15 protein-coding genes are annotated in these 13,536 nt (G+C 34.9%); 9 read left to right on the top strand and 6 right to left on the bottom strand.

All coding sequences use genetic code 11. The features are described 5' to 3' along the window. Positions 1 to 71 precede the first annotated feature (71 nt). A complete protein-coding gene (locus tag QUF91_RS12380) occupies positions 72 to 947 on the bottom strand; it encodes a helix-turn-helix domain-containing protein (RefSeq protein ID WP_289420066.1) in 876 nt (291 codons plus the stop codon). Positions 948 to 1,272: 325 nt separating this feature from the next. Here QUF91_RS12380 and QUF91_RS12375 point away from each other — a divergent pair, with 325 nt between their 5' ends. Continuing rightward, positions 1,273 to 1,959, top strand: a complete 687-nt coding sequence (locus QUF91_RS12375) for an aspartate/glutamate racemase family protein (RefSeq protein WP_289417970.1) — start codon at positions 1,273 to 1,275, stop codon at positions 1,957 to 1,959. 248 nt (positions 1,960 to 2,207) lie between these two features. After that, the gene (locus tag QUF91_RS12370) at positions 2,208 to 2,717 is read left to right on the top strand and encodes an NUDIX domain-containing protein (RefSeq protein ID WP_289417969.1); all 510 of its coding nucleotides are present in this window, start codon (positions 2,208 to 2,210) and stop codon (positions 2,715 to 2,717) included. A 399-nt stretch (positions 2,718 to 3,116) separates the two neighbouring features. Here QUF91_RS12370 and QUF91_RS12365 read toward each other — a convergent pair whose 3' ends face one another. Beyond that, positions 3,117 to 5,150 carry a YfaP family protein gene (locus QUF91_RS12365; RefSeq protein WP_289417968.1) on the bottom strand — a complete coding sequence of 678 codons (2,034 nt, stop codon included), beginning with the start codon at positions 5,148 to 5,150 and terminating at the stop codon, positions 3,117 to 3,119. Between the two features lie 1,037 nt (positions 5,151 to 6,187). Here QUF91_RS12365 and QUF91_RS12360 point away from each other — a divergent pair. Then, a complete protein-coding gene (locus QUF91_RS12360) occupies positions 6,188 to 6,604 on the top strand; it encodes a YjdF family protein (RefSeq protein WP_285397977.1) in 417 nt (138 codons plus the stop codon). 145 nt (positions 6,605 to 6,749) lie between these two features. After that, a complete protein-coding gene (locus QUF91_RS12355; protein WP_285397978.1) occupies positions 6,750 to 7,055 on the top strand; it encodes a DUF3784 domain-containing protein in 306 nt (101 codons plus the stop codon). A gap of 18 nt (positions 7,056 to 7,073) precedes the next feature. Here the strand turns inward: QUF91_RS12355 and QUF91_RS12350 are convergent, their stop codons facing one another. After that, complete coding sequence (locus QUF91_RS12350) at positions 7,074 to 7,283, bottom strand: hypothetical protein (protein ID WP_289417967.1); 210 nt, start codon at positions 7,281 to 7,283, stop codon at positions 7,074 to 7,076. 187 nt (positions 7,284 to 7,470) lie between these two features. Between QUF91_RS12350 and QUF91_RS12345 the strand changes: the two genes are divergently transcribed. Beyond that, positions 7,471 to 7,659 carry a hypothetical protein gene (locus tag QUF91_RS12345; protein WP_285397979.1) on the top strand — a complete coding sequence of 63 codons (189 nt, stop codon included), beginning with the start codon at positions 7,471 to 7,473 and terminating at the stop codon, positions 7,657 to 7,659. Between the two features lie 203 nt (positions 7,660 to 7,862). Here QUF91_RS12345 and QUF91_RS12340 read toward each other — a convergent pair whose 3' ends face one another. Continuing rightward, the gene (locus QUF91_RS12340; protein ID WP_285397980.1) at positions 7,863 to 8,147 is read right to left on the bottom strand and encodes a hypothetical protein; all 285 of its coding nucleotides are present in this window, start codon (positions 8,145 to 8,147) and stop codon (positions 7,863 to 7,865) included. 427 nt (positions 8,148 to 8,574) lie between these two features. Here QUF91_RS12340 and QUF91_RS12335 point away from each other — a divergent pair, with 427 nt between their 5' ends. Further along, on the top strand, positions 8,575 to 8,718 hold the full coding sequence (locus QUF91_RS12335) for a YjcZ family sporulation protein (RefSeq protein ID WP_285397981.1): 144 nt from the start codon (positions 8,575 to 8,577) through the stop codon (positions 8,716 to 8,718). A 232-nt stretch (positions 8,719 to 8,950) separates the two neighbouring features. On the opposite strand, the gene QUF91_RS12330 is transcribed toward QUF91_RS12335, so the two are convergent. Both QUF91_RS12330 and QUF91_RS12325 read right to left on the bottom strand, forming a co-directional pair. After that, the gene (locus tag QUF91_RS12330) at positions 8,951 to 9,241 is read right to left on the bottom strand and encodes a DUF5316 domain-containing protein (RefSeq protein ID WP_289417966.1); all 291 of its coding nucleotides are present in this window, start codon (positions 9,239 to 9,241) and stop codon (positions 8,951 to 8,953) included. Positions 9,242 to 9,431: 190 nt separating this feature from the next. Beyond that, positions 9,432 to 10,415 (bottom strand): ABC transporter substrate-binding protein, encoded by a 984-nt coding sequence (locus QUF91_RS12325; RefSeq protein WP_285397983.1) that lies wholly within the window; start codon positions 10,413 to 10,415, stop codon positions 9,432 to 9,434. Between the two features lie 146 nt (positions 10,416 to 10,561). On the opposite strand from QUF91_RS12325, the gene QUF91_RS12320 reads away from it, so the two are divergent. Genes QUF91_RS12320 through QUF91_RS12310 form a run of 3 tightly spaced genes read left to right on the top strand, consistent with a single transcriptional unit; the run spans position 10,562 to position 13,439 of the window. Continuing rightward, the gene (locus QUF91_RS12320; protein ID WP_289417965.1) at positions 10,562 to 11,563 is read left to right on the top strand and encodes a FecCD family ABC transporter permease; all 1,002 of its coding nucleotides are present in this window, start codon (positions 10,562 to 10,564) and stop codon (positions 11,561 to 11,563) included. Further along, entirely contained in the window at positions 11,563 to 12,618 is a 1,056-nt protein-coding gene (locus tag QUF91_RS12315; protein WP_289417964.1) for a FecCD family ABC transporter permease, read from the top strand. The genes QUF91_RS12320 and QUF91_RS12315 overlap by 1 nt, the downstream gene beginning before the upstream one ends. Before the next feature lie 14 nt (positions 12,619 to 12,632). After that, positions 12,633 to 13,439: an ABC transporter ATP-binding protein gene (locus QUF91_RS12310; protein WP_289417963.1), complete on the top strand. Its 807-nt coding sequence runs from the start codon at positions 12,633 to 12,635 to the stop codon at positions 13,437 to 13,439. The last annotated feature ends 97 nt before the right edge of the window (positions 13,440 to 13,536 follow it).

The raw sequence follows: 13,536 nt of genomic DNA, 5'->3' as shown, positions 1-13,536 counted from the left end.
ATTAACCATAAAACAATCAATAGCAAGACTCATTGATTGTTTTTAGGTTAACAAGAATGATGCTCAAAATTTTATTCTTCAAAAGATAAATTTGTCGGACCTTCTAAAAGATGGTTCTCAAAAGTAATATGGGTTGTAGGGGTATCGTTATCAACTACTTCAATACTAAGTCCATCCAGCCAAACTTCCCCTTTTCCTGTTAGTAAAATACCGAACGATATTATTGCACTGTTTGCTGGTACATCAAGAACGATAGAATATTGATTCCAACTATTTGTACCTAAGATTGGCCTATCACTCATATTATCGAATTGCAGCATATCCTCTGATGCACTATCAACTCGCATCCATAGTCCTGTGAATTGTTTTACATTATTAGTTTTTATAAACCCAGAGAGTTTAATTCTCATACCTCTAAATTCATCAGCCTTGAATTGTTGCATCATTGTTGCAAATTCATCTGGAGCGTGAACAGTTTTTGATTTTAAATATCCCGATGCTTTTCCTTGATGTACATTTTTCTGATCTATTCCTATTTCGTAATTATAAGGATGACTACCACTAATAAACCAGCCTTTAATTTTCTCTTCCATTATTAATTCCTCCTTATTTCTTCTCATAGTTTTCATTACTTTTCTGTATTGCCCTGGTGGCAAACAGTACAATTTTTTGAATGCACGTGTAAAGGTTTCTTGTGACTCAAATTGATAATAGAATGCGATATCAATAATTCTTTCCTCAGTATGTAGAAGTGTACTTGCCGCATTTGCAAGTCTCCTCATTCGAATATATTCTGAGACAGACATACCAACAGAAGATTGAAAAATCCTGTGAAAATGATACTTTGAAAATCCTGTAACCTCGTCAATGTCATCAGCGGATATTTGCTCATGTAAATGAGATTCAATCCATTCTATTGTTTTTTGAATAACCCATTCATATTTCAACTGCATTTCACCTCCCCCTTCATTAATAATCATACCGAATAAAAATTAATGATTTTTGATCTTTTTTGCGATATTTTGGCAATCTAGAAATATTTCTACATCCAAATTGATTGGGTGCAATTTATCTATACATACACCATACGATTAACTAAAATGGAAATATAATGTTTTAAATAAAGTCATGGTGTTTCTAAAAATACGCGATGTTTTGAATAAAGTTGCGACGTTTTGCCCCTTTGGATCGTGGAATAACTCTCTATAAGGGAATTGGAACTTATGTTAAACTTATAGAAAAGATGGTGACATTATTTTAGGGGGTAAAATTATGATTGGAATTTTAGCAGGAATGGGTCCAAAATCTACTGGGCCATTTGTAGATAAAGTTGTAGACCAGTGCCAAAAATTATATGGGGCAATAAATGACATTGATTTCCCTCACATGATGATTTATTCATGTCCAACGCCTTTCTATATTGATAAACCTCTCAACCATATGGACATGGAAATGGCAATTATTAATGGTGCTCGCAGACTTGAAAAAACAGGTGTTGATTTTATTGCCGTCCCATGTAATACGGCACATATCTATTTTAACCAAATTAAAAAATCAGTTTCAGTTCCCCTATTAAACATGATTGATGAAACAATAAAGGAAATACCAAAAAACTCAAAAAAGGTAGCTCTTTTAGCCACCAATCCAACGGTTCAGTCTGGAATATTTCAAGATGCTTTAGTTAGAGAAGGCTATGATTTTTTACATCAAGATCGTTGGCAAACTTGCATAAATCAAATAATAGCAAAGATAAAACAAGGGCAAATCAATGAATCCCTTCAATTATGGGATGAATTCTATTCAGAATTAGCTGAAACGATTGATACCGCTATCATTGCATGTACAGATTTAAATGTTGTTACAGCTAAAAAATCCAATGAAATTTCCTTTGTTGATTCATCAACTTGTCTCGCTCAAGCCGTTGTACATAAATATTTATCATTAATGGACAGAGTTTAGTCTTTCCTATTAGATGAAAGTTTTTTTCATTATTTTTTCACTAATACCGTGATTGTTGAGCAACACTTGTAGAAAATGAACAGACTTTTTTATAAAACTGAAACATAAATTTGCTGAATAAGAATCCATTTTTATCTATCTTTAATGGATTCTTTTTATTTACCATAGAATAAGGGTTAACACGATATTTTTAATCAAACTTTATTTTAAAGATACAATTTCAAAATAAACCCAAAGGAAAGAAGCATATGAACAATCAAGTTTATGCGAACTGGAGCGGGCATCATGTTAAACTAACTTGGCTCCCACAAAAGAAAATAGACAATTACAGCAAAGTAACAAGTGTACATGGCGTTTGTTTTTTTAAAGGGAATGTTTTGCTGGTCCATGTAAGTGGTAGAGGTTTTAACTTACCTGGAGGTCATATAGAGAAAGGAGAAACACCTGAAGATGCATTGCATAGAGAGGCATTTGAAGAAGGTTATGTAAAGGGTCCTATCAATTATATTGGAGCAATTGAAGTCAGTCACGAAGAGAATCCTTTATTTAATGCTGATGGTAAGTACCCCCTAATAGGATATCAAATGTTTTATAGGATGGATATTCAAAAGTGCCTCCCTTTTCTTCGAGAACATGAAACGATTTCACGCATTTGGGTTGAACCCGAAGAAGTATCTTATGTCATCAATGACCATGAGATTTCACAATTAATCATACAAGAAGCTTTAAGGAGCAAACTTTCTTGCCCTAAAGATTAGCAATTCATTAACATGTATCCTTTTTGATTCAGTTAGGAGGCTGGCTCATGAGGTATTTAATAGGCTTTCTCGGTGTTATTATTATTCTTTTTGGAAGTTTGTTGATGAGCATCACAAGTGAGACCTTTTTTGCAAGGAATATTCTTTATAAACTTTTTGGAGCAATCATATTATTTGTAGGACTTAGAATTTTACAGAAGCAAATTCATCGCAATAAACATTAAAAACAGTTCTCCTTATAAAGTGCGTCTTGTTTTTTGGTTACGTACGCGGTGTTAGAAAGAAGGTTACCGGTTGGACAAGCATGATCTGTAATGATGAACTTGCCAACGAAAATCCAAAAGAAAGCTCCCAGTCAAAATTTTTGGCTAGGAGCTTTTTTTTACTTACTTCCCACTTTTAATCCCATCTATCAATCTTAATAACTCTAGTAGAATTATTTGCTGTTACTTTAACCGTAAGATTCCATTCTTGATCTTTCGAATATCCCACACCACAAGCTGTTGCATGATCGGCACCTTCAATTGGTGTACTAGCGGTATAGGCTTCTAGCGTTTTTCTAATTTGTCTTAAGTCAGCTTTAAGCGTTTCATTAAAGAATCCTCTACCTTTTCCTTCCGAAGTGTCCTTTACGCCATCCAATAGAAAGAAAATATGACTTCCGGAATGAGAGAACGGCTCTTCACCCCATAAATTTGGCGAAGTTGTAATCCCATTTACCTTCACAAAATTATTTACTTGAACTCTCCATGAATCATCACTTGCGTATGACTGACTACTGATATTCGGCTGACTCCCTTTAACATAATCAAATTCAAATACATCCGTTACATAACCTACCCCACCAGCTACACCGATAAATGAATATGTTTTCCCGTTTACTTCTAATTCAACTTTGAACGGCGTGCTTCCATTTCCTCTTTCACAATAATTATGAACATAAAATCTATAATGACCACCTGGAGCATTTTCACTCCATCTAATATTTTCTACAGGGGATGGATTTCTATGATGGCCACCATTCATATCAATATCTAAAAATCCACCAAATTTATCACTTTTATCTCCATAGTAGATGTGTTCCCCTTTTGGTGTTACGCAATGTAGATCTAAGTCGGTATAACCTTCCCATATTAATGAAGCCCGTATTTCATTATTCTCATATCTTCCGCCAGCACTTTCTACTCTCCGTTTAATTTCGCCATCTATTCCTCCGTGGTAATACCAACTAAATGTATTGTTCCATTGTAAAATATTTGGTGCTGTTTCATCAGACGCAGTAACTAATGCCATAAAACGACTAGGATTATCGATCAATACTTCCATATTTTCTGCAGTTGGTAGTATTGTTCGTTGGAATTTTTCCCACGTCATCACTGTGCTAGGAAGAGATAATGGAGATGCAGTTTTTACTTTAGGAATAATATTTGCAAAAATGCCTTTCTTTTGTTCAACAACTTTTTGCTCAGATTGATTTTCCCACAAAAATGATGGAATCTCTTCAAACGTGGCATATCTTCTTCGTAAAGAATTGGCGATTCCTAATTGTTCAACAATTTTTTCTGCTTCTACAATAGCATTTTGCGTTGGAGCAGCTTGTGAGCGCATGTAATTCGCTGGATTCATCTTCTCGGCAAAACGACGTGTAACCGATTCAACTGTCATACCTGAAGCTATGTCATCTAATAATGTACCGATCATAGAACTTCTTACATGACAGAATCCAGCAGGAGCTGTCGCAACAGCTAACCAAACAATATTTATTTTCTGATTATTGTTTCCTATACTAATTCGTTTTTCATGCAATGTTTTAAACCATTCTGCTATCCCTAATACTCTATCTGAACGGTATAATGCTTCTGATTGTAATAAAACTACTGCTTGTTCAACTGTCTCGAAAGTATAATCAAGTAATGCATTTGTTAGCATTTTGAATTCTTCTAGCTTTTCCGCCATCACTTGCCCCGCAGTTTGTAATCTAGAATGGTTCACCATTTCTTCAGGAACAACAACGGATAAATGATTCCACTTCCCAGTACTAGGCTGCCCTAATACCGGTGAGTTTGAAATAAATACACCAATAATTTTTGAGTTTAAAACCGCATCTTTCATTGCTAAAACAGCAGCTTTAAAAAATGGAGGAGCTATATCCTCATTCCATATAGCTGATGCCATAATGCCATTTTCATCAATCGTTACAAGACCACCAAATCGCTCAATGAACTTTCTACAAGAGCTACAAGTATAATGTTGTCTAGCTTCTACTGGTAAATTATCTAAATACAAATCAAACAGACCTTGAACATTTGTTTTAAATAATTTTTTATTACTAATCGCTTCATCAAAATAGCTTTTTACATTTTTCTCAAATTCAGGATATCTATCATTCTCATTATTATAAACATTGTTTGTTATGTTACTATTCTCTTTCAATTTTCAACATCTCCTTCGTCTATTAAAATTTCAAAATCACTTTTTTGTGTCTCTTGATGTCATTAACACCTATTATCCACTAAAGTGGCTCATCACCATAACGTGTGGTTGTTTCGTACCGACTGAGCGCGTCAGCCGGAACGAAGAGCAACTAATATACAGCACATATATTTAAAAAATGTCATCCACAGCTTTTGGTGATGAACCTTTAAATTTCCTCCACATGTAATTTTTTCTATTATACTAATATATCAGAAACTCTATGAATATATAAACAGACAAGGTCTTGGTCCTTGGCAGTGATCTCTTAACAACATCAATAGGAATTGGAGTTTGCGGAGTCACGCTATTAGGTAAGGGTATAACTCAATTGATAGCTGAAATGCATAAGACAAAGGAACAACAATTGAGGAAAATGATGAACGAAATATAACAAATAGTCAAAACGTGAAATCCAAAGCATTTGATTTGATAATTATTTTTTTGCCTTTGGTCTTCTAGCATAGCGATGTTTGGTTATATGAATAAGGTTTCTTTTTGTCAAATGCCACTTTATTTTACCTTGCTACGTTTACATCTTAAATAAATAGGGAGAGCAAGTAGAAAAAGTAAAATGGGAATATTACAAAATCTAAAAAGTTAAAGTAGTCCCTTTCAACTTTAATTTTTTAATCTAATTCACAGGCATTTCACTATACAAACATAGCTACCAAATCATATTAATAGTAGTGTAAAGCTAACTTAGCTTTGTGCCTCCTAGTTTGTGGTTTAGGGTCACTTTGGTTCGAGTGACCCTTTTTTCTTCTCTCTCATTGTTATCTGAACTTCACCATTTTTTCTTACCTATACTTTGGATATGATTAAGACTTTTTACAGGGAAATTTTTTACAAAAAATAATAAATCGTTTATAATACATACTTGGATGAAAAAACACGATTCGGTTGGTAGTCCGGATGCATCATTATTTTGGTGTCAGTAACCTTCCCCTCCTCGGGATGTCCATCATTCAAGTTTAATTTATGAGGAGGGACCTACTATGAAACTAACCATTTGTTATGATGGACAATTTTATATAGGGCTAATAGAAAACATTTCCGAAAACAAATACAAAGCATACCGGTATATTTTTGGAAAAGAACCTAAAGATCAAGAAGTCTTTGATTTTGTAAATACGAATTTGTTGGATTTTATCAAAAATAATGATAAACATAGTGGAATACCTATCCAACAAAATAAAGTAAAAAAAATCAACCCAAAAAGACTTCAAAGAAAAGTAGCTAAAGAACTTAAGAAGCCTAGTATTTCTTCTAAAGCTGAAGAAGCTCTTAAAGCTGAATTTGAGCTTAGGAAAAAAGAAAAATCAGTTACCTGCAAACGACTTAAAGAAGAACGAAAAAGTTATATTAGAAATATCAAAGTTCAAAAGTCTAAAGATAAACATAAAGGTAGGTAATATCATTCTTTTTACTGATAACATTAGTTGTCAGTTTTTTTACTGTTCAGTTATCAAAATCAGAAATGATCAGAAATGATTTTCGAAACCTCCATTATTTTCATTCGTATATATATTAAAGCTAAAATAAATGAGGTGATGTTAAGTGATTGGTGGATTTATTATTTGTATTGTTCTTGCTTTCATTATTATTTTCATGGGTTATCAAATTCATATTAAAAAGAAACTGTGGCTCATTGCAGGTTACCAAGAAGACAGTTTTATTGGTGATAAAGAAAAACTGGCTAAGCTCTCCGGGATTTTCTCTTACATAGTAGGTATTGCTACTTTTCTTTTACCTTTTGGACTAGAATTTTTGGGTGACATTAGCGGTATTATCTATGCCGTTTTCATATGTGTTGGTACAGTGGCAATTTTAGTGTGGACACACATTATTAATAAACCTATTTAAACAAAGACTCTGTACAGCTCATCTCTTTGAAATGGATACTTCCCTTAAATTTCTCAGTAGCAAAAAAGAGGTTTTTATTGGTTCATCACCATAACGTGTGGTTGATTTCCGTTCCGACTGGGCGCTTTGTTGCTGCCGCTTCGCTTTCGCACAGCTAAAACATTTGCCGCTGACGCTTCGCTTTCGCGCAGAGCAGAGCTTCCTGGGGGCGTCCGATGAGCGCTTCACTCGCGTTGCTCGCTCAGGGTCTCATCTGTGACGCTAATCCCCTAGGAGTCGCCCAGCCTCCACTCCAATCAACCAATATACAGTGCATATAATTTTAAAAATGTCATCCACAACTTTTGGTGATGAGCCTTTTTATATCCTTTTTTATGTTAAGCTTAGATTGATTAACAAAAAAAGGAGGATTTAAATGCTCCATAAATTACGCCTTTGTTCTCCCATTATTTCTGCTATTTTATTTGTCATCCTTGTTTTCATGAATTATTTAGGATATTGGACAGCAGACAGGTTCATTCAAATCCTATTTTTCTTTATTATGGTATTGTCTGTTTTCAATGCGGGTATTGAAACAGAGAAAAAATTTAATAACAGAAGCTGATTGGAATATTCTAATCGGCTTTTTCACTGCATTTTTTTCTTTAAAAAGAGTTTTGCTGTAGTGTGCTATTAAGTCTGCTAAGTACATTTCAAATTTTTAAAGGCAAAAAATACCCCAAAAAGTAGACATGTATATTACAATGTCTACTTTTTTGGGGAACTTTGCTTCATTCAATGTACCATATGCGAAGCTGTCCTGAAAGACTATCTAAATGATACTTTTCTTTTATCTTTTCGTACATTTAAAAACATATATAAGCTAAATAACAAAATGCTTGAGATTGTTATTGCTAAAAAATATGTATCTTGAATCTTAAATAAGAAAAGATTCATGGAATTTAATAATCCAAGTGTTGCTAAAAATACCCAATAGTTATTTTTTCTTTTTGAGCGATCTTCGTTACCTAGATAACTAGCAGAAAGCCAGATAAAGAAAGGTAAGAAACATACAATTGAAAAAGTTAGAATAGCCCACCCAATAAATGGCATAGCACCAACACCTCCTTGAACCCGTCTCTAATTTATACGATTGAGAATTGTAATAGTTTCAATTTTATTATTCTAAAAAGTTTGGTTTGAAATGGCCCAAGCGGCTCATCGGACTCCCCCAGTCAGAACGGAAATCAACCACACGTTATGGTGATGAGCCTGATCTTTTAGAAAAAACTAATCTGGAGTCTTTTCCAATTAAATTTTTATTACAGGCAATTCACTATAGAAAAAAAGCAATTCATCATAATAATAGTAGTGTAAAGCTAATTTAGCTTTGCACTCCAATACTCGTTACTAGGGGTCACTTTTTGTGAGTGACCCTTTTTAATTTATAACTTGAATACAATTTTCATAACTTAGATGATTACCACCCTTCCTTCTTATATCTATACATATTATAGATAGTAGAAAGGAGGGGTGCTTTATGGGATACTGGCAAGGTGGAAATGTTGGTAACTACAACAGTTGCTATGGCGGTGGCGGTAGCTATGGCGGTGGTTCATCATTCGTATTAATTGTTGTTCTCTTCATTCTTTTAATTATTGTCGGCGCAACATTCTTGTATTAATAGCTAAATTTTTTTAATTTTTTTAGAATTGAATAAGCTTTCGATTCAGATTTTTAACGAAGAAGTTAATGCTATTTATCATTGTCACAAATAATCATTTCCAAAATCGCTGTTGCTAAATAACATATCATAGTAATAGCAGGATCATGCACCAGCCTTACACACTTCAGTTCATACAAAAAGGTCACTTTTGTCCGAGTGACCTTTTATTTTAGATACAATTCAACGTTTCCTATTTACTTAAATAGTAAAATAAAATTGCTACAATAATATTAGGTAAAGCAATTAGTAAGGAATTCGTAGTAATTTTATTGCGCTCATCCCTATTTTCAGTTGATTCGGTTGCGAGGTTTGCCCTCATCCTATCCCCACTTACCATGGAACCTGAAAGAATCATTGCTATGCCAATGAAGATACAACCGATCGTCCCCGTAACTAAATAGACTTTTTCCATTCCCCAAAAAATCATGGATATTAAGACAGCACATAGTGATAAGAAAACACCAATTAATAAATACCTCAAACTCCACACCCCCTACTTATTTTACGCTAACTCCCATATTTTGTTTCAAATTGAAGTCAAATTTTTCTTGGGTAATGTGAGTAACAGAGAATTTAGCCCTTTATGGAATTTAATTACGTTTAGCGCATAAAAAAACGCTATACATTCATCCTTTGTTGATGGAAGTATAGCGTTTTGTGAATTTGATTTGTTATTTAGCAAAAATTTCTTCAATTTGGTCAAGCATAATATTTGCTGCAAGAATACCGCCTGCTGTGTTCCAAATGACATCGTCAACTTTATGGACATTGCCTTTTTGTACAGCACTTAAGTTTTTCCAAAGTGGATCTTCTGTCCATTCTTTTTCAGTAGCTAATCCTGTTTCATCTTTTGTTGGCATGTAAGTGAAGTAGAAAAGAACATCTCCGTCCATTTTAGGAATTACTTCTTTACCTACCTCAACAGCTAAGTTTCCTAATTTCGCGTTATCTTTAAATAGTTCTGCTTGCTCTGGTACACGTTTGAATCCTAAAGAATCAAAAATAACGCCTGAGAATGAATCTGTATAGTAGATTCGAGATTTATCAGCCATAAAGCGTACGAATGAAACCTCTTGGTTCGTTTTATCACCAAGCTTTTCTTTTAGAGCTAGAACTTTATCTTCGTATGCTTTTAAAACTTCCTCGCCTTTAGCTTCTTGATTTACCGCTTTTGCATAAAGCTTAAAGTTTTCTTGCCAGTCACCACGTAATGTTTCTGCGAAAACTGTCGGCGCAATTTTGCTTAATTTTTCATAGTCTTTTTCTTGTCTTATTTTATTTCCAATGATCAAATCTGGTTTTAAAGAAGCGATTTTTTCAATGTTAATTTCCATTTCATAACCGACAACTTCTACGCCTTCCATCTGATCTTTTAAATGATCATACCAAGGGTTACCTGAAAATGCTTGTGTAGCCCCTACCGGCTTAATACCTAAAGCTAAAAGTGCTTCTGTTCCTTCATTTGTTAAAACAACAACACGTTTTGGCGTGTCTTTTATTTCAGTTGTCCCCATCGCGTGTTCTACACTGTAAGCAGTGCTCTTAGTTGAACTTTCTTCTTTTTTAGTGTTTTCCTTGTTATTGCCACATGCAGCTAACAAAAATACAGCGACAACAGCAAGCAAAGCTAGTAGCTTATGAAATTTCTTTTGCATCTTTTCTTCCTCCTATGTATATGATAAAATAATCGATGATAATGAGAATCATTTTCATCTGATTGAGAACGAAATTAATCATATTGTAAAAATCTATCACCGTCAATAGTTTTTTACAAATATAGAAAGAAAGAGTATGAATGTAGATGATTTTAAAAAATAATTTTTCAAAAACACTAGCACTATTAGTAGGAACATTACTCCTACTCCTTTGTATGGGCATCAGTATTGTATACGGCTATGCAAATACGTCCATTCAAACGACTATTGAATCTTTTACACAGTTTAATAATTCTAACGAGCATATTATTATTCAAAATGTTCGTATTCCAAGAGCACTCATCGCTACATGTGTGGGTGCTTCCTTAGCTATTACAGGCGTGCTTATGCAAACGTTAACAAAGAATCCTTTAGCATCACCTGGAATATTAGGAATCAATGCAGGAGCAGGCTTCGCGGTCGTTTTTTCTATGATTTTCTTCCATGTTTCAAGTTTGCAAGCCTTTGCATGGATTGCATTTTTAGGTGCCACAATAGCTGCTCTATCTGTTTATGGTATTAGCTCGGCTGGACGAGACGCAATAACACCAGTCAAAATAACGTTAGCAGGTTCCGCTATTAGTGCATTATTTGCTTCCTTTACGCAAGGATTACTTGCAACAAACGAAGCAGCACTCGATCAAGTACTGTTTTGGTTAGCTGGTTCCGTACAAGGGAGAAAGCTTGAAATTCTATTATCTGTATTACCTTATTTAGTAATTGGATGGATTGGCGCTCTATTCATCTCTTCTAAAATGAATATTCTTGCTCTTGGGGACGATGTAGCGAAAGGCCTAGGATTACCAATAGGATGGATGAAGTTTATAGTAGGTATTATTGTCATATTATTAGCAGGTGGTTCAGTTGCGATAGCTGGTCCAATAGGATTTGTTGGAATTGTCGTACCCCATTTTGCGCGAAAGTTTGTTGGCACAGATCATCGTTGGCTCATTCCAATGGCTGCACTATTAGGTGGCATTCTTTTACTAATAGCCGATGTGGCAGCACGCTATATCATTATGCCTCAAGAAGTACCAGTAGGAGTAATGACAGCGATGATTGGTACGCCATTCTTTATTTACCTTGCGCGAAAAGGTGGAAAAAAATAATGAAACAGTTAAAAACAGTACGTTTACTACAAAATAAAATATCATTTTTGCTTGATGTCAAAGCTTCTAAAAAACTGACTTTTATTGGCATCATTACACTTGCCGTCTTTTTCTTTAGTGCCTCATTTGGTGAGTCGTTTATAAATCCTTTGACGGTGATCCAAACTTTGTTCGGCAAAGGCTCTGAGTTTGATCAATTAATTATTGTTGATTTCAGAATGCCTAGAATTTTTCTTGCAGCTTTTGCTGGAATGGCTTTAGCCGTGGCGGGTGCTATATTACAAGGAATTATAAAAAACCCACTAGCCTCCCCTGATATTATTGGTATTTCCGCAGGTGGCGGAGCTGCGGTCGTTGGTTTTTTAGCTATATTTAGTGATTCCAATCATTCTTTAACAGTTAGTATTGAATGGTTACCTCTTGCAGGTTTTATTGGAGCAACCTTCGTTGGAATTATTGTTTACGTATTTGCTTGGAAAGATGGTGTAACACCAACTCGTCTTGTGTTAATCGGTATCGGCGTCTCTGCATTTATGCAAGCCATTACGACGATGTTGATGATTATTGGCCCTATCTATCAAGCAAGCGAAGCAAATAAGTGGATCACAGGGAGTGTTAAAAGTGCAGATTGGAATCAAATTCAAATAGTAGTTCCATTGATACTAGTCCTCCTACTTATAACATTTTTTATTACTCGACAGTTAAATGTTCAAGAATTGGGTGATGATACGGCTACTAGTTTAGGTCAATCTGTACAAAAAACACGTCTCTTCCTATTACTTTTGAGCTCAAGTCTAGTTGCCAGTGCTATTGCATTTGCAGGCGCGATCGGTTTTGTCGGCTTAATGGCACCACATATTGCAAGACGCATCGTAGGGCCGTCATTCGGTGTGTTAATCCCTACATCTGCCGCAATTGGCGCTTTACTAGTAATGGTTGCAGATATTATCGGACGAACTGCATTTAGTCCTTTAGAAGTACCAGCGGGTGTCTTTACGGCCGCCATTGGTGCCCCCTATTTCATCTATTTATTATTTAGAAACCCTAGAAAATAAAGGAGTCAAATTTTATGACTATAACTTTAGAAACTCAATCACTTACACTAAATTACGGTGATTCCAATATTATTGAAAATCTAAATTTATCTATTCCGATGAATGAAATTACAGTGCTAATTGGCGCCAACGGTTGTGGAAAATCTACACTTTTACGCTCAATTGCTCGGTTATTAAAGCCTAAAAACGGCTCTGTATTATTAGATGGACAAGATATTTTTAAATTATCGACTAAACAAGTAGCAAAAAAACTTTCTATTCTTCCCCAATCACCAGTAGCACCAGAGGGATTAACCGTATTACAACTTGTTAAACAAGGTCGTTACCCTCATCAAAGCTGGCGCAAACAATGGACAGAGAAAGATGAAGAGGTAGTGATCAACGCCTTACAAGCAACGGGCGTTGATCATTTGCAGGATAAACCGGTCGATGAGCTTTCAGGTGGTCAACGTCAACGTGCCTGGATTGCGATGACACTTGCACAGGATACCGATATTATTCTTTTAGATGAACCCACTACTTACTTAGATCTAACACATCAAATAGAAGTTTTAGATTTACTATTTGAATTAAATCAACAGCAAAAACGTACAATTGTTATGGTCCTACACGATATAAATTTGGCCTGTCGGTACGCTGATCATATTATTACCGTTCGAGATCGCGGCGTCTTTCAAGAAGGAAGGCCTGAAGAAATCATGACGACTACGTTAGTAAAACAAGTCTTTGATTTAGATTGTCAAATGGTGACTGACCCTATTTTTGGCACTCCATTATGTATTCCTTTTGGTAAAGGACGGAAAATTTCTTTATCTGAATAATTGCAATGTAAAACACGTAACCCCTATCTTTGTAACATAATTACAAAATGTTAGGGATTACGTGTTTTTTTATGAAAGGCGGTGAATGCCCTGCCGT

Origin of the sequence: Lysinibacillus sp. G4S2, from assembly GCF_030348505.1 — a bacterium.
GTDB lineage: Bacteria > Bacillota > Bacilli > Bacillales_A > Planococcaceae > Lysinibacillus.
The sequence above is the reverse complement of the archived record's forward strand: the minus strand, read 5'-3'. Positions and strand labels throughout refer to the sequence as shown.